This is a genomic window from Actinomadura xylanilytica (assembly GCF_030283145.1).
Taxonomy (GTDB): domain Bacteria; phylum Actinomycetota; class Actinomycetes; order Streptosporangiales; family Streptosporangiaceae; genus Spirillospora; species Spirillospora xylanilytica.
In genome coordinates this window covers 889,966-909,360 of record NZ_JASNWE010000002.1, presented here as the reverse complement: position 1 = coordinate 909,360, position 19,395 = coordinate 889,966, and the positions used below count along the sequence as shown (strand labels likewise).

Below are 19,395 nucleotides of genomic sequence, written 5' to 3'. Positions count from 1 at the left end.
CGGCTCCGCGCTCTCGCGTCGGCCGTCTATCCGCGGTCCGAACTTGGGTCGGCAGTGCCGTCCGAGGTCGCTTCGGTGTTGGTGTAGAGGACTTCGCGGGCCTGCTCCGAGGCGCGGGTCATGCTCTCGCCGACGAAGTCGAGGAAGCGGGCGACGTTCTCGAGGCGGACGGCGGCCGGGGTGCCAGGGCCGAGGATGCCGGCGCCTTGGCGCGCGGTCTCGACGAGCTGAGTGTTGGACCGGGCGCTGGCCACCATCGCCTGGTACCAGAGGTCGTCGTCGACGAAGTAGCGCTCACGGCGGCGTTCGCCGGGTTCCCGGCGGACGAGGTTCTGACCGTCCAGGAACGCGATCGCTTTGGAGATGGTCGCCGGGCTGACCTGGAGGCGCTGGGCGAGCTCGGACGCGGTGAGGCTGCCGGAGTCGATGGTGTAGAGGCAGACCAGCACCCGGGCCATCATCTTGGGCAGGCCGGAGGCCATCATGACGGTGGTGAACGTCTCCTCGAATTCGCGCACGGCCTCGGCGTCGCGTCCGTGGACCTGCGGGGGCGCTTCCGCCCCCCGGGGCGCGGCCTGCCTGCGCCGCTGAGTGCGGCGCTCGGTGGCGCGGTGGGCCAGGTCGGCGCGGTAGGCGGTGGGACCGCCGTTGCGCATCACCTCACGCGTGATCGTCGAGGTCGGACGATCGAGCCGTCTGGCGATCTCCGCATAGGCGAGGCCGTCGGCCAGCCCCACGGCGATCTGCTGGCGGTCCTGCTGGGTGAGCCTGCCTGCGGGCATCGCGTTCTCCTTCATGCTCCCTGAGGTCTTCACCTTAGCGTTCACCGGCATCTCATCGCAACGACGACTCTCGGAATTGCGTTAGCCTTCACCTCCACTGCAACGATTCCATGGCTCTGACCTGCATGAATGAAGTTGAGTCGCAACGAGTTGCTTGAACGAATTTGGAAAGCAACGTAGCTTTTGCGTTGTTCGAAACGAAGAGCCGCAGGGAGAGCACGATGCAGAAGTTCGACACCACAGCACCGATCTCCGCCGTCCTGAACATCCCCGCCGGGCGCGTGCAGTTCATCGCCGCCGACCGCGCCGACACCGCGGTCGACGTCCGGCCCGCGAACGCCTCCAAGGGCCGCGACGTGAAGGCCGCGGAGCAGATCACGGTCGAGTACGGCGACGGCGTCCTGCGGATCCACGCCCCGGAGACCAACCAGCTGTTCGGCGCCTCCGGATCCGTCGAGGTGGCCGTCCAACTGCCCGCCGGGTCGCACATCGAGGCCAAGGCCGCCAGCGCCGAGTTCCGGGTCGTCGGACGGCTCGGCGACATCGCCTTCAAGGGCGCGCACGGCCAGATCAAGATCGACGAGGCCGCGAGCGTCCGCCTCACCATCGAGGCGGGCGATGTCGAGGTCGGCCGCCTGGGCGGCCCCGCGGACATCAGTTCCAGCAAGGGCGACATCCGGATCACCGAGGCCGTGAGCGGCACGGTCACCCTGCGCACCGGGCACGGCGCGATCTCGGTCGGCGCCGCCCCCGGCGTCTCGGCCTCGCTGGACGCCGGCACCTCCTACGGCCGCGTCAGCAACGCGCTCAAGAACGACGGCTCCGCCCAGCTCGACATCCGCGCGACCACCGCCTACGGCGACATCACCGCCCGCAGTCTCTGACCCGCACCCCTTCTCCTAGGAGCCCCCCATGAAAGACCTGGCCATCGCGGCGAACGGGCTGCGCAAGTCCTACCGCGACAAGGTCGTGCTCGACGGCATCGACCTGACCGTCCCGCAAGGCACCGTCTTCGCCCTGCTCGGCCCGAACGGGGCAGGCAAGACCACCACCGTCCAGATCCTGTCCACCCTGATCGCGGCCGACGGCGGCACCGTCCAGATCGCGGGGTTCGACCTGGCCCGGCAGCCCGACGACGTGCGCGGCGCGATCGGCGTCACCGGCCAGTACTCGGCCGTCGACAAGCTGCTCACCGGCGAGGAGAACCTGCTCCTCATGGCCGACCTGCACCACCTGTCCCGCAAGGACGGCAAGCGCAAGGCCGCCGAGCTGCTGGAGCGCTTCGACCTGGTCGACGCCGCGGGCAAGACCGCCGCGACCTACTCCGGCGGCATGCAGCGCCGGCTCGACCTGGCGATGACCCTGGTCGGCGACCCCCGCCTGATCTTCCTGGACGAGCCCACCACCGGCCTCGACCCGCGCAGCCGGCGCTCCATGTGGCAGATCGTGCGCGAACTCGTCGCGAGCGGCGTCACCATCTTCCTCACCACCCAGTACCTCGAGGAGGCCGACGAGCTCGCCGACCGCATCGCCCTCCTCGACCACGGACGGCTGATCGCCGAAGGCACCGCCGAAGAGCTCAAGCGGCTCATCCCCGGCGGCCACGTGTCGCTGCGGTTCACCGACGACGACACGCTCAAGGACGCGCTCGGCACGCTCGGCCGCGGCTTCGTGGACCCGTCCGACGACGACCGGCTCACGCTCCAGGTCCCCTCCGACGGCGGTGTCGCCGCACTGCGCGAACTGCTCACCCGACTGGACGCGGCGGGCATCGAACCGGCCGATCTCAGCGTGCACACCCCCGACCTCGACGACGTCTTCCTCACCCTCACCGGCCAGAAGCAGGAGACCAACCGATGAGCACCCTCGCCCTCGCCGCACGCGACTCGTCCACCATGATCCGGCGCCAGCTCAAACGCCTCATCCGCTACCCCTCCATGACCATCCAGCTGGTCGCCACCCCCGTCATCCTCCTGCTCGTGTTCGTCTACGTCTTCGGCGGCACCCTCGGCGCCGGCCTGGGCGGCGGCCGCGGGGCCTACGTCGACTACGTCGTCCCCGGCATCCTGCTCATGGCCGTGGCGACAGCCGCGACCGGAACCGCGGTCATGGTCGCCAGCGACATGACCGAAGGCATCATCGCCCGCTTGCGGACCATGCGGATCTGGCGGCCGTCGATCCTGACCGGCCACGTCGTCGGCGCCGTGATCCAGCAGCTCCTCGGCATGGCCGTCCTGATCGGCGTCGCCCTGGTCATGGGCTTCGACCCGAAGGCCACCGCCGTCGAGTGGCTCGCCACCGCCGGCCTGCTCACCCTGTTCGTCGTGGCCATCACCTGGCTGGCGGTCGCCCTCGGCCTGAAGGCCCAGACCCCCGAGTCCGCCAGCAACGCCCCCATGCCCCTGATCCTGCTCCCCTTCCTCGGCAGCGGCTTCGTCCCCACCGACTCCATGCCCACCGCCCTGCGCTGGTTCGCCGAGTACCAGCCCTTCACCCCGATCATGGAAACCGTCCGCGGCCTCCTCCTCGGCACCCCGATCGGCAACAGCGCCGCCATCGCCACCGCCTGGTGCGCCGGCATCGCCGTCGTCTCCTACCTCTGGGCCAAGAACACCTTCAACAAGGCGTGACCATGAACCGGCCGACAGGGCCGTCAGACCAACAGGTCTGACGGCCCTGAGCGTCTTCGGCGCGGCTGCGTTCCCCCCGCCCAGGCCGCACAGGCCGCGCGAGAAGGATCCGGGACTGCGCGACTTCTCTAGCCGCCGGGACATCCTGACGCCCGTACCGGCCCGCAGGTTCGGAACGCACCGGGTCGGATTGATCACATCCCGACGCGCCAACCCGCCGGCCCGCGCCGGCATCTCACCCAGCACAGCGCGATCAAGAAGATCGCGCACCGAGGACGGGAGCGAGGCCCCATGCGGAAGATCGCGATCACCGGGGTGACGGCGGCACTGGCGCTCGGCCTGACGGCCTGCGGCGGCATCGGCGATGGCGGCGGCAACTCCGCGGCGGCGCCCTCGTCGCCCACCGACTCCGCGCCCGCGCCGGGCGGCACCTCCGCTCCGGGCGAAACCTCCGCCCCTGGGGACTCGGGCGGTTCGGGCGCCCCGACAGCCCAGCACACTCCCGTCGCGCAAGGCGGCCAGCAGATCGGGTCGAAGTGGGGACGGCTGCGCTACCTCGCGCCGGGCAAGTTCACCGTCGGCGACGTCGTCTTCTTCACCGCCGACAGCACCACCGTGATCGTCGCCGGGGGCCAGTGCCCGGACGGCTCCGCCCCGCCCGCCGAGTCCTCCAGGTGCGGCATCGACGGATTCGACGACTGGGCGAAGACCTCGCCGCACAACGTCAACGTGCGCTTCTCCGGCCAGGCCGCCACCCTCGTCCAGGAGACCCAGTAGCGGCCCGCGGCCCGGTTCGGTCATCGGCCGCAGGCCGGCCGGCGAGCACCACCCGCTCGGTCCCGATCAGGTCGGCGAGCCGCCCGCCCAGCACTCGCCCCGCCGTCGGGCTCGACGGCGGCCGGGCGAGCCCGGTCGCCGGTGGTGAACGGCACGGCCCGCTCCGCCTCGGTGCGTGCCATGGCGGTCCGGAACATCGTGCCGCCGGTGAGCCGGGCGACGAGCGCGTCCCGCGCCGCCGCGCCGATCCTCATCCCGCCGCCGGTTTGAGCACGTATCCGATCCCGCGCACGGTGTGGATCATCGGCTGCCGGCCCGCGTCGATCTTCTTGCGCAGGTAGCTGATGTAGAGCTCGACCACGTGGGCCTGCCCGCCGAAGTCGTTGCTCCACACCCGGTCCATGATCTGGGCCTTGCTCAGCACCCGGCGCGGGTTGCGCATGAGGAAGCGCAGAAGCTCGAACTCGGTCGGGGTCAGCTCGACGACGGTGCCGTCCCGGGTGACCTCCCGGGCGTCCTCGTCCATGGTCAGCGCGCCGACGGTGAGCAGGTCCGCGTCGCCGACCCGGCGTGCCATGCCCGCGCGGCGCAGCAGGCCGCGCAACCGGGCGAGAACCTCTTCCAGGCTGAACGGCTTGGTCACGTAGTCGTCGCCACCCGCGGTGATCCCGGCGATCCGGTCCTCGACGGCGTCCCGCGCGGTGAGGAACAGCACGCACACCTCAGGCGCCTCGGAACGCAGCCGCCGGAGGACCTCGAAGCCGTCGAGGTCGGGCAGCATCACGTCCAGGACGACGGCGTCAGGCCGGAACTCGGCGGCGATCTCCAGGGCGCGGACACCGGCGACGGCGGTGCGTACCGCCCAGCCCTCCTGGGTCAGCATCCGCGACAGCACCTCGGCCAGGTCCGGTTCGTCGTCGACGACGAGGGCGCGGACCAGTCCGCCGTCGGTCCTCCGCAACTCCCCGAGCGCGCGAGCGTGATCGTCGGCGTTTCTCATCGTGCTCCAGCCTCCGACCTCTGCGTTTCCTCCGAAATCGGTCCAAGGGGTGCCAGGGCCATCGTCTCAGAGGGATTACAGAGGTCGCCTTGGCAGGGTGGTCGCATCGCCGGGGCTCGGGCTCGCCCAGCGCCATCCGGCCATCGGGAATGTGGAGGCTTGCGATGACCGCGACCGGTTCGATCAGAGCGGGCGAGCGTGTTTCCAGCCTCGGGGCGATCCTTCTGCGCCGAATGCGGCGGCTGCCGTCCTCCTGGCCGCTGATCTTGATCTTCGGTGGCGCGGCGCTGGTACTCGTCCTGTGGTGGCAGAGCACTCCCGCCGTCGCCGGCCTGGACGGCTGGCTCACCAACGCCGGCCGGATCACCGGGTTGCTGGCCGGGTACGGATGCGCGGTGCTGCTGGCGCTGATGAGCCGGATCCCGGCGCTGGAACACGGCGTCGGCACCGACCGGCTGGCACGCTGGCACGCGCTGGGCGGCCGGTACACGATCTCGCTGATCATCGTGCACGCGCTCCTGATCATCTGGGGGTATGCGATCACCGCGGGCACCGGCGTCATCGAGCAGGCGGGCACGATCCTCTTCGACTATCCCGACATGCTGAAGGCGACGGTCGGGTTCTTGCTGCTGCTCGTCGTCGGGATCACCTCGGCCAGGGTGGCGCGCAGCCGGCTGCGGTACGAGATCTGGCACTTTGTGCATTTCTCCACCTACATCGCGGTCTTCCTGGTGTTCTTCCACCAGCTCGCGACCGGTGCCCAGTTCGTGGACTCGGCCTGGGCCCGGGCAGTCTGGTACGCGCTGTACATCTCGGTCGCCCTGGCGCTCGTCTGGTTCCGGTTCGTCGTCCCGATCCGGCGCGGGCTTCGGCACGACCTGCGGGTGACCGGCGTGCGCACTGAGGCGCCCGAGGTGGTGTCGGTGTACATGTCCGGACAGCATCTGGAAGACATGGGGGCCAAGCCCGGACAGTTCTTCCGCTGGCGCTTCCTTGCCCCCGGCCTGCGCTGGTCGGCCAACCCGTACTCGCTGTCGGCGCCGGTGGGCGAGGACCATCTGCGGATCACGGTCAAGGACGCCGGGGGCCACAGCCGCGCGCTGGCCGCGCTTCGGCCGGGGACCCGCGTGTGGGCCGAGGGGCCCTACGGCGCCTTCACCGGGGCCCGTCCCCACCACGACAAGTCGCTGCTGCTCGCGGGCGGCGTCGGGATCACTCCGCTGCGGGCGTTGTTCGAGACGCTGCCCGGCGACGTGATCCTGGTCTACCTCGCCCGCCGCCCGGAGAACCTGGCGCTGCGCGGCGAACTGGACGCGATCGCCGCGGACCGCGGGACCCGCGCGCACTACTTCGTGGACGAGCCCGCCGCCCACTCACTCTCTCTGACCGCGGAGAAGCTCCGCGCACTCGTCCCGGATCTCCTACAACGCGACGTCTACCTGTGCGGTCCGCCCGGGATGACGGCGGCGGCCAAGCACGCACTGAAGGCGGCCGGAGTGCGGCGGCGCGACATCCGCCACGAGACGTTCGAGTTCTGAGGAGGACCGATGCTGGGCCGAGCCGCTCTGATCACCTGCACCTCCGCCGCGGGCATCGCCCTGCTCCTGTCGTTGAAACCGCATCACAGCCCGGTCGCGGCGCCGCCACCCGCCCCGCCGCCCGCCCCACCGACCCCAGGAGGCGGAGCAGCGCAGGGAAAGCCTGCGCACGGCGTGTTCCGGGGGCAGAGCATCGAAACGGAGTACGGGCCGGTCCAGGTCGAGATCACCGTGTCCCAAGGCCATCTGACGGCGGTCCGCACGCTGCGGCTCCCATCGGAGAACAGCAAGGACCGGAAGCTCGCGGCCAATGCGGTGCCCAAGCTCACCCGGGAGGCGCTGGCGACGGGCAACGCCCGCATCCACACCGTCTCGGGCGCCACGTACACCAGCGAGGGCTACACCGCGTCCCTCCAGAGCGCGCTGGACAAGGCGCATGTGTGAACGGCCGGCGATCCGCCATGTCGAGCGCGTCATGGGCACGGTGTTCTCGTTCGACATCCGCGTCCCCGGCCAGGACGGCGCCGCACCCGCGGCGCACGCCCCGGCGGTCACCGCCGCGCTGGAGCGCGCCACCGGCTGGCTGCACCACGTCGACGCGGTCTTCTCCACCTACCGGCCGGGCAGCCAGATCAGCCGCCTCGCCCGCGGCGAGATCACCGTGGCCGGCTGCGACCCCGAAGTCGCCGAGGTGCTCGACCGGTGCGAGACCATGGCCGCCGCCACCGCGGGCAGGTTCTCCGTCGCGCCTCGGGGCCGGCTCGACCCGAGCGGACTGGTCAAGGGGTGGGCCATCGAGCGGGCGTCCGCCCTGCTCACCGAGGCGGGGCTGCCCGACCACCACATCAACGGCGGCGGCGACGTCCAGTTGTGCGGTGGACCCGCGCCCGGGGAACCCTGGCGGGTGGGACTCGCCGACCCGCTGGAGCCCGGCGAACTGATCACGGTGGTCTCCGGCCGCGATCTGGCCGTCGCCACGTCCGGGACGGCCGAACGGGGCCGCCACATCATCGACGCCCGCACCGGGCGGGCCGCCACCGCCCTGGCGTCGATCACTCTGGTCGGGCGGCATCTCACCGACGTGGACGCCCTCGCCACGGCGGCGTTCGTCATGGGCGCGGACGCGCGCGCCTGGGCGGAGGCGTGGCCGGGCATCGAGGCGCTCGCCGTCACCCGAGACCATTCCGCCTGGCGGACGTCGGGTTTCGAACGCTTCACCACGCGCGACGGTCTGGATCTCCTTCCCGGCTGAGCGGGCGGAGCCGAGCGCTCTATTCCGCGCGGCCCTGATCGACCGGGACACTCCAGCGCAGGAGGGTGCCGCCTTCGGGCCGCGGATCGGATGTGCTCGAAGGCGGCGTCGCCGTCGTCGGTCACGAAGACGAGACGGCGGCCCAGGGGACCCTTGGCCATCAGGTCCTCGATCGGCCGCCGGTCGGCCGGCGAGTGCTCGCTGTGCTGAACGGCTTCGTCCAGCAGGGCGGTGACGTGGTGGTCGTGGAGCCGGTGGACATGCGCTGCCCGCCCCGGTCGCCGACGACCAGGCCAGGCCGACGCAGCTGGTGGGAGACCGCTGAGCGTTCCATGCCGGCCGCGTCGACGATCTCGCCTACGGCGGCGGGCTCACCCTATGGTCTCTGTGGCCACGGGGATGCGGCTGTGGCTCGGGCCTGCGGAGAGTCGCGCAATGGCGGTGCATTCAAGCGTCAGGGCCGGGCGGCTACCGCAGCCGCCCGGCCCTGGCACGTCCGAACACACCCCAAGCACCAAGCGGGAACCGCCCACAACAGCAAAGGCCCCGGAGCTTGCCGCTCCAGGGCCTGTTACGTCACTCTGAGGGACCAACTTTCGTCGGTACCCCTCGAGTGGGCGAGGAGGGATTTGAACCCTCACGTCCTTTCGGACACACGGACCTGAACCGTGCGCGTCTGCCGTTCCGCCACCCGCCCGGGTGCCGCGCCCCTCTCGGGTGCTCAAAAAGGCTAGCACGGTCCGAGCAGTGGTTAGGTATCCAGATACTTCGAGCGAACCTTCACACCGATACGATCGTCTAGGAGTGGGGAAGGGAGGTGCCCGTGGGCGTCATTCAGCGCTTCGAGCGACGGCTCGAGGGCATGGTCGAAGGAGCCTTCGCCCGGGCCTTCAAGTCCGAGCTACAGCCGGTCGAGGTGGCCAGCGCTGTTCAGCGCGAGATGGATGATCGGGCGGCGATCGTGGCACAGGGCCGCACGCTGGTCCCGAACGACTTCGTCGTCGAGATCTCCCAGCAGGACGGGCAGCGGCTGCAGGTGTACGCCGACAGCCTGAGCCAGGAGCTGGCCAACCTCGCACGCGAGTACGCGAAGGAGCAGGGGTACTCCTTCGTCGGTCCGGTGCGGGTCAGATTCGAGAACGCCGGCGATCTCGCCACGGGCATGTTCCGCATCCGATCCGGCGTGATCCGCGGTTCGACCGTGGAGGGCGGAGAGATCCGCCAGCCGGTGAGCGACGTGCCCCAGGGGGGGCGGGGAGGCGTCTTCGGCGGACATCCCCGGCTGCTGGTCACCACGGCGCTGGAGGGGGCCGACGCGACTCAACGCACGTACGAGGTCAACACCCCGGTCACTCTGCTGGGTCGCGGCACCGACTGCGACCTGCGACTCGTCGATCCAGGCGTGTCCCGGCACCATGCCGAGATCCGCGTAGAAGGTCCCGAAATCGTCCTCGTGGATCTAGGGTCGACCAACGGCTCATTCGTGAACGGACAGCCGATCAGACGGGTCACTCTCGTCGACGGCTCCCGCGTCACGATGGGCCGGACAACCCTTGTGTTCCGCCGCGATAGGGAGTAACCCCGACTCCGATGTCCGAATTCACCCTTACGCTGATCAAGCTGGCGTTCCTCGCGGTGCTGTGGCTCTTCGTCATCGCGGCCGTCGGCGTGATCCGGGCCGACCTGTTCGGCTCGAAGGCCGCCACGAAGGCCGCCACGCGGGCGGCTCAGCCGCGGCCCGCGAAGGCGGCGAGACAGCCCAAGCCACCACGCGCCCAGCCGGCGCGCGGGGGCGCCCCGACCAAGCTGGTCGTCGTCCAGGGCGAACGGACGGGTATGGTCATCGATCTCACTGACGTGCCCATCACGATCGGTAGGGCCAATGACGCCACGCTCGTGGTGACCGACGACTACGCTTCGAGCCGGCATGCCCGACTTTATGCGCAGGACGGTCAGTGGATCGTGGAAGATCTCGGCTCGACCAATGGGACGTACCTCGGACGCACGAAGGTGAGCCGGCCGATGCCGGTGCCGCCGGGCGTACCGGTCCGTATCGGCAAGACCGTGATCGAGCTGCGCAAATGACCACTCTGGGAATCCGATACGCCGCGCGCTCCGATGTCGGCATGCTGCGCGAGGGCAACGAGGACTCGGCGTACGCGGGCTCGCACCTGCTCGCGGTCGCCGACGGGATGGGCGGGCACGTCGGTGGCGAGATCGCCAGTGCCGCCGCCATCGACGCGCTGCGCAAGCTCGACCAGGATCTGCCCGCGAACGAGCTGCTGGCCGCGCTGGAGCAGACGGTCAAGACGGCCAACGACAACCTGCACCGCATCGTCGAGACCGAGCCCAAGCTCCAGGGCATGGGCACGACGCTGACCGCGATGCTGTGGGCCGACGACCAGATCGCGCTGGTGCACATCGGGGACTCCCGCGCGTACCTGCTGCGCGACGGCAGCCTGTTCCAGATCACCCACGACCACACGCTGGTGCAGTCGCTGGTGGACGAGGGCCGGATCAGCCCCGACGAGGCGGCCACGCACCCGCAGCGGTCGCTGCTGCTGCGCGCGCTCGACGGCCGCGGCGAGGTCGACCCCGACCTCTCGCTGCGCGAGGCCAAGGAGGGCGACCGCTACCTGCTGTGCTCGGACGGCCTGTCCGGCGTGGTCACCGCCGAGACGATCTTCCAGGTGCTGACCGACGTCGACGAGCCCGACCAGGCGGTGCGCCAGCTCATCGACCTGGCCAACCGCGGCGGCGGCCCCGACAACATCACCTGTGTCGTGGCCGACGTCGTCGACCTGAGCCGGCAGCAGCCGACCAGCGGCCCCGGGCACTCGGTCGGCGCGGCGGCCAACGCCGCGCCGCCGGATTCGTCCGGCGGAGGGCCCGGTTCCTCGGGCGGCTCGGCCGACACCCCGGCGGGCCGCGCGGCGCAGTTGCGCGACACGATGCCGCAACCGCCGGTGGCGGTCGACGAGATGCCGCCGCCCGCGCCCGCCCCGCTGAACGATCCGATGCCGGGCGCCCCGCCGCAGGGCGCCATGGCGCAGCCGCAGTCCGGCCGCAGGGCCAAGCGCGGCTCCGGGCGCAAGTGGACGTGGCTCATCGTCGTCGCCGGCGTGGCCGTGGTGGGCATCGTCGCGGTCGGTGTCGTGGCCCTCCAGTACGTGCGCGGCGGCTACTACATCGGCGAGGAGGGCGGCAAGGTCGTCCTCTACCGGGGCACCACCGACAAGATTCCGGGGCTGAGCCTGTCGCGCGAGGCCGACCCCAAGGACCAGCCCAAGCCGCCGATCCTGGTCGCCGACCTCCCCGAGGACAAGCAGCAAGAGGTCAAGAACACCTTCAGGGTGAAGGGGCCCGGCGCGGTCCAGGACCTCAAGAACATGGTCTGCAAGTACGCCCTGACGGTCGAGCCCGGCAGCAACGGCAACGTCGTCATCACCAAGGGCAAGGGACAGAAGAACTGCGGCGAGACCAAGATCAAGGACAGTTCCATCCCGGTCGCCGACCTGCCCAACGGCGACCGCGAGCAGATCACCAAGGGCGCTCTGGTCTTCCCCACCCGGGCCGCGGCGGAGGCCAAGCTGACCGAGCTGGGCGAGCACCGCACCGCCTGCAAGTCCAACAAGACCTCCACGCCGCAGGGCTGTCCGTCCTCCGGAGGGGGCGAGTAGATGGCTTCGATCGGGGAGCAGATCCGGGCGCACCTGCCCTACCAGCGCCGCAGCGCGGCCTCGCTGGCCCTGCTGGTCTTCGCGATGGTGCTGACGCTGTCGGCCTTCGCCGAGGTCGGCCTCGCCCGTGACGGCGAACTCCCGGCCGGCATGTTCTTGTACGGCGGCGGCCTTGTGGTGCTGGCGTTCGCCGCGTTCCTGGTGCAGTCCAAGTTCGCGCCGTACGCCGACCCGCTGCTGCTGCCGCTCGCCGTCGCGCTGAACGGCCTCGGCCTGGCGATGATCTACCGCCTCGACCTGGACACCAGCTTCGACAAGAGGAAGGCCGTCGCCAACGCGGCCATCACCGGCAAGAAGCTGCTCGAGGACGAGGCCAACGCGCCTACGCAGCTCATGTGGACGTTCATCGGCATCGCGCTGTTCGTGATCGCCCTGCTGATCATGCGGGACACCGAGAAGAGCGACGCGCCGCTCTCCTTCACCCCCAAGACCGCGCAGCGCTACACGTACCTGATCGGCCTCGGCGCGGTCATCCTGCTGCTGCTGCCGATCGTGCCGGGCATCGGCGCCGAGATCAACGGCGCCCGGGTCTGGATCAACGTCGCGGGCTTCTCGGTGCAGCCGGGCGAGTTCGCCAAGCTGCTGCTGGTGGTGTTCTTCGCCGGCTACCTGGTGAACAAGCGGCAGGCGATGTCGCTGATCGGCAAGAAGGTCGGCCCGTTCAGCCTCCCCCGGGGCCGCGACCTCGGCCCGATCGTGGTCATCTGGATCTTCTGCCTGGGCGTGCTGTTCATGCAGAAGGACCTCGGCACCGCGCTGCTGTACTTCGGCCTGTTCGTGTCGATGCTCTACATCGCCACGCAGCGGGCGTCCTGGGTAATGATCGGTGTCGGGCTGCTGGCGGTCGGGGTGTTCGTCGCGACGCTGCTGCCCTTCATGGGCCACGTCAACCAGCGCATCGACATCTGGCAGAACCCCAAGCCGTACTACGACGGCGGCTGCCTGCTGGAGAGCGGCAAGGTCGAGACGGTCAAGCCCGGCTCCGAGACCTTCATCAAGTACAAGCAGGTCCTCGACCAGAAGGTCGCCGACTACCAGAAGGCCGGCGAGACCGAGAAGGCCAGGCAGACCGGGCAGATCGCTCCCGGCTACTACGCCTGTGACCAGCTCGGCGGCGAGTACTCCGACAGCGCGCAGCTGATGAACGGCCTGTTCGCGCTCGGCCAGGGCGGCGTCCTCGGCACCGGCCTCGGCCAGGGCGAACCCTGGCGGACGCCGCTGTCGTTCAGCGACTTCATCTTCGACTCGATGGGCGAGGAACTCGGCCTCACCGGCCTGATGGTGATCCTGCTGATCTACTCCCTGATCGTGCAGCGCGGCATGAAGACCGCCGTCGCCGCGCGCGACCCCTTCCTGAAGCTGTTCGCGGGCGGCATGTCGTTCGTGGTGGCCCTCCAGGTCTTCGTGATCGTCGGCGGCGTCACCCGGCTCATCCCGCTCACCGGCTTGACGACGCCGTTCCTGTCCCAGGGCGGCTCGTCCCTGATGGCCAACTGGATCGTGATCGCGATCCTGGTCCGGATGAGCCACGACGCCCGCAAGCCCGCCCCTCAGGCGATCCAGGACGAGGGCATGACCCAGATCGTGAGTACGAGGTGACTTCCCGCCCATGAACACGAGCAGCGCCCTCCCGAGCCCGCTCGGCGCCGAGCGGAGCGGGACCGAATGAGCCCGCGCCCTCCCGGACCCGCTCGGCGACGAGCGGGGCGAGGCCGGATGAGCACCGACGTGCTCGGTGACGAGCGGAGCGAGGCCCGATGAACATGGACAAGCCGATCCGGCGCGTGGCGATCTTCGGATTGCTGCTGCTCTTCGGATTGATGGCGCAGGTCAACTACGTCCAGGGCAGCCAGGCCGAGGACCTCCAGAGCGACAGTCTCAACTCGCGCAAGTACGCGGACGTGTTCAAGACGCCGCGGGGCAGGATCATCGCAGACGGGCAGGTGCTCGTCGACTCGCCAGAAACCCACGAGGACTCCCCCAAGTACGGGCGCACGTACAAGAACGGCCCGGTCTGGGCGCCGGTGACCGGGTACTTCAACGGCTCCCCGACCAAGGTCGAGCTGGCCTACAACTCGATGCTGACCGGCAAGGACAAGCGGATCACCCACCAGCGGTGGTTCGACACCTTCATCGGCAAGAAGCCCGACGGCGCCAACCTGGAGCTGTCGCTCAACACCGCCGCGCAGCAGACCGCGTACCAGCGGCTGAAGGCCGGCACGTCCCGGCGGGCCGGCGCAGCGGTGGTCGACATCAAGACCGGGGCGGTGCAGGTGCTGGCCTCCTACCCCTCGTTCGACCCGAACGAGGTGGCGCCGCAGCAGAAGACCAAGGGCGGCAAGCGGCTGGCCGAGCTCGACCGCGCGCCGGGCGTGATCAAGCCGCTGATCGACAACGCGATGAGCCAGACGTTCCCGCCCGGCTCGTCCTTCAAGACGGTGACCGCGGCGGTCGCGATGGAGCAGCTCGGCCTCTCCAGCTCCAGCGTGGTCAACACCGGGCAGCTCATCCTGCCGGAGTCGGGCAAGCCGCTGCCGAACTCGCACGACACCGGCAACTGCGGCAGCCAGGCCCCGCTGAGGGGCGCCTTCGCCGAGTCCTGCAACAGCACCTTCGGCGAACTGGCACTGAAGCTCGGCATCGAGCAGCTCAACCAGGGCGCGACCAAGTTCGGCTTCAACCGCAAGGTCATGGTCGAGCCGGACGTGGCGGCCGCCGAGAGCGACGTGCCGGTCTCGGTGTTCGACCCGCGCACGCAGAAGGACATCCCGACCGGCAAGGACGGCACCGCCCGTTCGGGCATCGGCCAGGAGAACGTGCGGGCCACCCCGCTCCAGATGGCGATGGTCGCCTCGGCCGTCGCCAACAAGGGCAAGATCATGAAGCCGTACCTGGTGCAGAAGGCGCGGGCCACGGACCAGAGCGAGATCTACAACGCCTCGCCCTCGATGTTCTCGCAGGCGATGAAGGCCGACACCGCCGACCAGCTCGCCGACATGATGCGCGCGGTGGTCAGCGAGGGCACCGCCAAAAAACTGGCCGGGCAGCACATCGCCGGTAAGACCGGTACCGCCGAGCAGGGCGCCGGGAATCCCAACTCCCGGTGGTTCGTCGGGTTCTCCCCGATCGAGAAGCCGCGGTACGCCTTCGCCGTCGTCACCGAGGGCGTCGGCGACGGCGCCTCCGGGGCCGGCCCGATCGCCGCGTCGATCATGGCTCAGGTGTTGAAGAAGTGAACGCCGGCCTCGTCCTGAACGACCGGTACCGGCTGCTCGAGCGGCTGGCCACCGGCGGGATGGGCGAGGTCTGGCACGCCGTCGACCAGGCGCTGGCCCGGGACGTGGCGATCAAGCTGCTGCGCCAGGAGCTGATGGAGGACCGGTCGGTGCAGGGCCGGTTCCGGTCCGAGGCCCGGTTCGCCGCGGCGCTGCGGCACGGCGGGATCGCGCAGGTCTACGACTTCGGCGAGCACGACGACCGCGCCTACCTGGTGATGGAGCTGGTGCCCGGCGATCCGCTCGCCGAGATCCTGGAGCGCACCGGCGGGCTGGCCCCGCCGGCGGTGCTCGACCTGATCGCGCAGGTCGCGGAGGCCCTGTCGGCGGCGCACGCCGCCGACATCGTGCACCGCGACGTCAAGCCGGCCAACCTCATGGTCACCGCGGACGGCACCGTGAAGATCACCGATTTCGGGATCGCGCGGCGGCTGGCGATGGCCTCGCAGACCCAGACCGGGATGGTCATGGGCACCGCGCACTACATCTCGCCCGAGCAGGCGTCCGGGCAGGAGATCACGCCGGCCGCCGACCTGTACTCGCTGGGCGTGGTGGCCTACGAGTGCCTGACCGGCGGGCCGCCGTTCGAGGGCGACACCCCGGTCGAGATCGCTCTCAAGCACGTCCGGGACGCGCCGCCGGCGCTGCCCTCGGAGGTCCCGGCGGCGCTGTGCGAGCTGGTCGCCGATCTGCTGGAGAAGGCGCCGGCCGAGCGTCCCGGGAGCGCGGGCCTGGTGGCTGACCGGGCGCTGGAGATCCGCGAGGCGCTGGTGGCCGGTGTCAGCCCGCCGCCGCGCTCGGCCGCGCGGCGGTCGTCCGGCACTGCGGCCGGCACCGCGTCCGGTGCCCATCCGGTCTCGGGCGCCCATCCGGTCTCGGGTGCCGCCGCGTCCGGTGACGGGCGGTCGCCGAAGAGGGCCGCGAAGAAGCCGGTCAAGACCTCCGCTAAGGTCGCTTCTGCCCGCCAGAGCGAGGCGCCGGGGTTGGACGCGGGCGGCGCGGAGGATAGCCTCACCTCCGGAGGCGTGACCGGGCAACGGCGCACGGCGCTCGTCTACACCTCGGTCGCCGCCGGGATCCTGCTGGTCGGCGCCATCGTGGTCGGCTCGATGTGGCGGGGGCTGGTGCCCGCCGGCCTCGTCCGGGACGAACGCGATCCACTCCCGTCCGCGCCGGCCGGTGTGAACGACAGCGAGACCACGGTCAGACCGGCCACTCCGCCCCTGCACACCGTCGTGCGGCCGGGCCACCCGACCAGGAGGTCCCCGGCGGGCAAGAGCCGCACGACAACGCCGAGACCGACCGGCACGTCCCCTTCACCGAAGCCGACAAGGAAACCGTCCAGGGCGACTCCCAGCGCCCCAGATCCAACACCCGTACCGACGGGGAGCACAACGACTCCGTCAACTCCGAGCCCTGATCCCTCGCCCACCGACAGTGGGGGACTAGGTTCGGAGGACAGGGTGTAGACGTACGAGGGAAAGTGCACACATGAGTCAACCTCGGCTGCTCGGCGGTCGCTACGAGCTCGAGAGCGTGGCCGGGCGCGGCGGCATGGCCGAGGTGTACCGGGCCCGGGACCTACGCCTCGATCGCGTGGTCGCGGTCAAGACGCTGCGCTCCGACCTGGCCCGGGATCCGACCTTCCAGGCCCGCTTCCGCCGCGAGGCGCAGTCGGCGGCGTCCCTCAACCACCCCTCCGTCATCGCCGTGTACGACACCGGCGAGGACACCATCGGCGAGACCTCGATCCCGTACATCGTGATGGAGTACGTCGACGGCAGCACGCTGCGCGATCTGCTGCACGAGAACCGCGCGCTGATGCCCGACAAGGCCCTCGAGATCACCGACGGGATCCTGCGGGCGCTCGACTACAGCCACCGCGGCGGCATCGTGCACCGCGACATCAAGCCCGCGAACGTGATGCTGACCCGCGGGCACGAGGTCAAGGTCATGGACTTCGGCATCGCCCGCGCGATGGCCGACTCGGCCTCCACCATGACCCAGACCGCCCAGGTGATCGGCACCGCCCAGTACCTGTCCCCCGAGCAGGCCCGCGGCGAGCGGGTCGACGCGCGCAGCGACATCTACTCCACCGGCTGCGTGCTGTACGAGCTGCTCACCGGGCAGCCGCCGTTCACCGGCGACTCCCCGGTCGCGATCGCCTACCAGCACGTGCGGGAGGAGCCGGTCCCGCCGTCGCAGGTCGACCCGAGCATCCCGCAGTGGGCCGACGCGATGGTGCTGAAGGCGATGGCGAAGAACGCCGACCACCGGTACCAGAACGCCAACGAGTTCCGGCAGGAGATCCAGCGGGTCCTCCAGGGGCAGCCGGTGTCGTCCACGGCGGCCTCGACCATGATGATGGCCGGGCAGCCGCAGGGCACCCAGGTGATGGGCGCCGTCCCGGACGGGATGCAGCGCACGCAGGCGCAGCCCCAGGGCGGCGGCAACGGCTACGACCTGCCCCCGGCGCACTACGACGACCGGGGTCCCGAACGCGACGGAGCGGGCCGGAAGGTCGCGCTGTGGCTCGGCCTCGCCGTCCTGGTGATCGGCGGCATGGCGCTGATCGGCTGGTTGCTGACCAGCGGCAAGGGCAACGAGGTCAAGCAGGTCGCGGTGCCCGGCGTGGTCAACGTCAAGCAGGAGGACGCCACCGCCCGGTTGCAGAAGGTCGGGCTCAAGATCGGCAGCACCGAGGAGGAGTTCAGCACCGAGGTCGACGACGGCTTCGTGATCAGCTCCAATCCCGAGCCGGGCAAGCGGGTCAACGAGGGCACCGCGGTGAACCTGGTCGTCTCCAAGGGCCGGAAGCCGCCCGAGGAGGTCGAGATCCCCGATGTGACCGGCAAGTCGTACGCGATGGCCGAGAGCATCCTGGAGGCCAAGGGCTTCGAGGTGAGGCGGGAGATCCAGACCAACGACACCGTCAAGCGGCTCGACGTGATCAGGACCGACCCGCCCGCCGGCGGCAAGCAGCCCAAGCGGACGAAGATCACCGTGTACGTGTCGGCCGGGCCGAGCCAGATCAAGGTCCCGACGCTGTTCAACAGCAGCCAGCGGGCCGCCTGCGCCAAGCTCTCCGCGCTCGGGCTCAAGTGCAAGGTGACGCCGGGCGTGCCGCCGCCCGACAAGCAGGTCTCCCCGGGCCTGGTGTACGACCAGGTGCCCACCCCGGACGCGACGGTCGCTCCGGGCGAGACGGTGACGATCTTCGTGGCGCAGGAGCCGACGACCCCGCCGGCGAGCCCGCCCGTCGAGACGCCGCCCGCCACCGGCCCGCTCGGCTGAGGCTGAGCGAGCCCGCGAACGCCGAGGGCCCCGCACCCGGGAACGGGTGCGGGGCCCTTCGCTTGCTCCGGCCGAGACCGCCGGCCGCCACATCGAACCGGACCGGGCGGGTCTGGACGAACCGGACCCGGGCCTGGACGTCAAAGAGGGCTTCCGCCACTCGGGGGCAATGGCGGAAGCCCTCAATAGGGTCTTCGTTCCAGCAACCCCGGACGTTACGGGTTTCAGTAGATTTTTTCGCCACATACCGGCGAACCGCGCGAATGAGGGTGGATCAGCCCGGTGAAGCGGGGGCGGTGGGGGAGGCCGGGGTCCCGTTGACCACGCCGTGGTCGAACTGCGCCTTCGGCTCCAGCCAGGGGAAGACCGCGTACCAGAGGACGGCCGCGAACACGAGGACGAGGGCCAGGGCGATCCCGGCCCTGGTCCGCCACCCTCCCGGCAGCCGCCGCCAGATCCAGGCGTACATCGGTGGCCTCCTACTTCCCGGTGGCGGCGGCCCGGCGGGTCTCCGCGGCCAGCTCGGCGAAGATGATCATCCGCTCGGCGGCGGAGTACTTCGGATGGCAGGTGGTGAGCGTGAGGAGCCGCTCGGTGGGCTTGCGCCCGGGGTGCTCGGGGACGGGCGCGGTCACGTCGACCGCGGTCGGCTTGACGATCTTCCGGCCGGTGACCCGGTACCGGAACTGCTCCGCCCGGGTGTCGATGAGGATCTCGTCGCCGGCGCGCAGCTCGCCGACCCGGTTGAACGGGGCCGAGTAGGTCGTCCGGTGGCCGGAGACGACGAAGTTGCCGACCTGGCCCGGCAGCGCGGTCCCGGGGTAGTGGCCGGGCCCCTTGCGCAGGTCGGCCACGTCGACGCCCTCGATCACCACGAACCGGTACTTCGGCCCGAGCCGGGGGATGCGGATCATCGCCAGCCCCTTGCCGAGCTTCACCTTCTCGGTGGTGACCCGGGGCGACCGCCACGACTTCGCGAGCTCGTCGCCCAGCCGGCTCTGCTGCTGCTCGGTGTACCGTCCGGTCCCCCACAGCTCGTAGGTGACGAACAGGAGCAGGATCAGTCCGGCGGTGATGCACAACTCGCCGAGGCCACGGATCACCATC

General features: G+C 70.4%; 18 protein-coding genes and 1 tRNA gene. 14 read left to right on the top strand and 5 right to left on the bottom strand.

Annotation, left to right across the window (positions count from 1 at the left end; genetic code table 11):
- Nucleotides 1–26: 26 nt before the first annotated feature.
- Entirely contained in the window at nt 27–782 is a 756-nt protein-coding gene (locus QP090_RS15320) for a GbsR/MarR family transcriptional regulator (RefSeq protein WP_285939529.1), read from the bottom strand.
- A 221-nt stretch (nt 783–1,003) separates the two neighbouring features.
- On the opposite strand from QP090_RS15320, the gene QP090_RS15315 reads away from it, so the two are divergent.
- The 4 genes from QP090_RS15315 to QP090_RS15300 all read left to right on the top strand — a co-directional run bounded on the left by QP090_RS15315 (nt 1,004) and on the right by QP090_RS15300 (nt 4,189).
- On the top strand, nt 1,004–1,666 hold the full coding sequence (locus tag QP090_RS15315; RefSeq protein ID WP_285939528.1) for a DUF4097 family beta strand repeat-containing protein: 663 nt from the start codon (nt 1,004–1,006) through the stop codon (nt 1,664–1,666).
- A 28-nt stretch (nt 1,667–1,694) separates the two neighbouring features.
- The gene (locus QP090_RS15310) at nt 1,695–2,642 is read left to right on the top strand and encodes an ATP-binding cassette domain-containing protein (RefSeq protein WP_285939527.1); all 948 of its coding nucleotides are present in this window, start codon (nt 1,695–1,697) and stop codon (nt 2,640–2,642) included.
- Nucleotides 2,639–3,412 (top strand): ABC transporter permease, encoded by a 774-nt coding sequence (locus QP090_RS15305; protein WP_285939526.1) that lies wholly within the window; start codon nt 2,639–2,641, stop codon nt 3,410–3,412. Before QP090_RS15310 ends, QP090_RS15305 begins: the two co-directional genes overlap by 4 nt.
- A 291-nt stretch (nt 3,413–3,703) precedes the next feature.
- Complete coding sequence (locus QP090_RS15300; RefSeq protein ID WP_285939525.1) at nt 3,704–4,189, top strand: hypothetical protein; 486 nt, start codon at nt 3,704–3,706, stop codon at nt 4,187–4,189.
- Between the two features lie 250 nt (nt 4,190–4,439).
- On the opposite strand, the gene QP090_RS15295 is transcribed toward QP090_RS15300, so the two are convergent.
- A complete protein-coding gene (locus QP090_RS15295) occupies nt 4,440–5,189 on the bottom strand; it encodes a response regulator transcription factor (protein WP_285939524.1) in 750 nt (249 codons plus the stop codon).
- 164 nt (nt 5,190–5,353) lie between these two features.
- Here QP090_RS15295 and QP090_RS15290 point away from each other — a divergent pair, with 164 nt between their 5' ends.
- The 3 genes from QP090_RS15290 to QP090_RS15280 are packed head-to-tail and all read left to right on the top strand — an operon-like array spanning nt 5,354 to nt 7,979.
- Complete coding sequence (locus QP090_RS15290) at nt 5,354–6,727, top strand: ferredoxin reductase family protein (protein WP_285939523.1); 1,374 nt, start codon at nt 5,354–5,356, stop codon at nt 6,725–6,727.
- 9 nt (nt 6,728–6,736) lie between these two features.
- Complete coding sequence (locus QP090_RS15285) at nt 6,737–7,171, top strand: FMN-binding protein (RefSeq protein ID WP_285939522.1); 435 nt, start codon at nt 6,737–6,739, stop codon at nt 7,169–7,171.
- Nucleotides 7,164–7,979 carry an FAD:protein FMN transferase gene (locus QP090_RS15280; protein ID WP_285939521.1) on the top strand — a complete coding sequence of 272 codons (816 nt, stop codon included), beginning with the start codon at nt 7,164–7,166 and terminating at the stop codon, nt 7,977–7,979. The genes QP090_RS15285 and QP090_RS15280 overlap by 8 nt, the downstream gene beginning before the upstream one ends.
- 614 nt (nt 7,980–8,593) lie before the next feature.
- Here QP090_RS15280 and QP090_RS15275 read toward each other — a convergent pair.
- Nucleotides 8,594–8,676: transfer RNA gene (locus QP090_RS15275), tRNA-Leu, on the bottom strand.
- A gap of 126 nt (nt 8,677–8,802) precedes the next feature.
- Between QP090_RS15275 and QP090_RS15270 the strand changes: the two genes are divergently transcribed.
- From QP090_RS15270 to pknB, 7 genes are all read left to right on the top strand, one after another.
- Nucleotides 8,803–9,558, top strand: a complete 756-nt coding sequence (locus QP090_RS15270; RefSeq protein WP_285939520.1) for an FHA domain-containing protein — start codon at nt 8,803–8,805, stop codon at nt 9,556–9,558.
- A gap of 11 nt (nt 9,559–9,569) precedes the next feature.
- Nucleotides 9,570–10,064 (top strand): FHA domain-containing protein FhaB/FipA, encoded by a 495-nt coding sequence (locus QP090_RS15265; RefSeq protein ID WP_285939519.1) that lies wholly within the window; start codon nt 9,570–9,572, stop codon nt 10,062–10,064.
- Entirely contained in the window at nt 10,061–11,659 is a 1,599-nt protein-coding gene (locus tag QP090_RS15260; RefSeq protein ID WP_285939518.1) for a Stp1/IreP family PP2C-type Ser/Thr phosphatase, read from the top strand. Before QP090_RS15265 ends, QP090_RS15260 begins: the two co-directional genes overlap by 4 nt.
- Entirely contained in the window at nt 11,660–13,318 is a 1,659-nt protein-coding gene (locus tag QP090_RS15255; protein ID WP_285939517.1) for an FtsW/RodA/SpoVE family cell cycle protein, read from the top strand.
- Nucleotides 13,319–13,476: 158 nt separating this feature from the next.
- Nucleotides 13,477–14,955, top strand: coding sequence for a penicillin-binding transpeptidase domain-containing protein (locus QP090_RS15250; protein ID WP_285939516.1), 1,479 nt, complete (start codon nt 13,477–13,479; stop codon nt 14,953–14,955).
- Entirely contained in the window at nt 14,952–16,463 is a 1,512-nt protein-coding gene (locus QP090_RS15245; RefSeq protein WP_285939515.1) for a serine/threonine-protein kinase, read from the top strand. Before QP090_RS15250 ends, QP090_RS15245 begins: the two co-directional genes overlap by 4 nt.
- A 22-nt stretch (nt 16,464–16,485) precedes the next feature.
- On the top strand, nt 16,486–18,288 hold the full coding sequence (gene pknB, locus QP090_RS15240; protein ID WP_285939514.1) for a Stk1 family PASTA domain-containing Ser/Thr kinase: 1,803 nt from the start codon (nt 16,486–16,488) through the stop codon (nt 18,286–18,288).
- Between the two features lie 274 nt (nt 18,289–18,562).
- Here pknB and QP090_RS15235 read toward each other — a convergent pair whose 3' ends face one another.
- On the bottom strand, nt 18,563–18,757 hold the full coding sequence (locus tag QP090_RS15235; RefSeq protein WP_285939513.1) for a hypothetical protein: 195 nt from the start codon (nt 18,755–18,757) through the stop codon (nt 18,563–18,565).
- 10 nt (nt 18,758–18,767) lie between these two features.
- A complete protein-coding gene (locus QP090_RS15230; RefSeq protein WP_285940090.1) occupies nt 18,768–19,394 on the bottom strand; it encodes a class E sortase in 627 nt (208 codons plus the stop codon).
- Nucleotide 19,395 lies beyond the last annotated feature (1 nt).

Bases quoted from the DNA above. Each gene is read 5' to 3' on its own strand.
- QP090_RS15320 (WP_285939529.1), bottom strand. From the start codon at position 782: ATGCCCGCAGGCAGGCTCACCCAGCAGGACCGCCAGCAGATCGCCGTG.
- QP090_RS15315 (WP_285939528.1), top strand. From the start codon at position 1,004: ATGCAGAAGTTCGACACCACAGCACCGATCTCCGCCGTCCTGAACATC.
- QP090_RS15310 (WP_285939527.1), top strand. From the start codon at position 1,695: ATGAAAGACCTGGCCATCGCGGCGAACGGGCTGCGCAAGTCCTACCGC.
- QP090_RS15305 (WP_285939526.1), top strand. From the start codon at position 2,639: ATGAGCACCCTCGCCCTCGCCGCACGCGACTCGTCCACCATGATCCGG.
- QP090_RS15300 (WP_285939525.1), top strand. From the start codon at position 3,704: ATGCGGAAGATCGCGATCACCGGGGTGACGGCGGCACTGGCGCTCGGC.
- QP090_RS15295 (WP_285939524.1), bottom strand. From the start codon at position 5,189: ATGAGAAACGCCGACGATCACGCTCGCGCGCTCGGGGAGTTGCGGAGG.
- QP090_RS15290 (WP_285939523.1), top strand. From the start codon at position 5,354: ATGACCGCGACCGGTTCGATCAGAGCGGGCGAGCGTGTTTCCAGCCTC.
- QP090_RS15285 (WP_285939522.1), top strand. From the start codon at position 6,737: ATGCTGGGCCGAGCCGCTCTGATCACCTGCACCTCCGCCGCGGGCATC.
- QP090_RS15280 (WP_285939521.1), top strand. From the start codon at position 7,164: ATGTGTGAACGGCCGGCGATCCGCCATGTCGAGCGCGTCATGGGCACG.
- QP090_RS15265 (WP_285939519.1), top strand. From the start codon at position 9,570: ATGTCCGAATTCACCCTTACGCTGATCAAGCTGGCGTTCCTCGCGGTG.
- QP090_RS15260 (WP_285939518.1), top strand. From the start codon at position 10,061: ATGACCACTCTGGGAATCCGATACGCCGCGCGCTCCGATGTCGGCATG.
- QP090_RS15255 (WP_285939517.1), top strand. From the start codon at position 11,660: ATGGCTTCGATCGGGGAGCAGATCCGGGCGCACCTGCCCTACCAGCGC.
- QP090_RS15250 (WP_285939516.1), top strand. From the start codon at position 13,477: ATGAACATGGACAAGCCGATCCGGCGCGTGGCGATCTTCGGATTGCTG.
- pknB (WP_285939514.1), top strand. From the start codon at position 16,486: ATGAGTCAACCTCGGCTGCTCGGCGGTCGCTACGAGCTCGAGAGCGTG.
- QP090_RS15235 (WP_285939513.1), bottom strand. From the start codon at position 18,757: ATGTACGCCTGGATCTGGCGGCGGCTGCCGGGAGGGTGGCGGACCAGG.
- QP090_RS15230 (WP_285940090.1), bottom strand. From the start codon at position 19,394: ATGGTGATCCGTGGCCTCGGCGAGTTGTGCATCACCGCCGGACTGATC.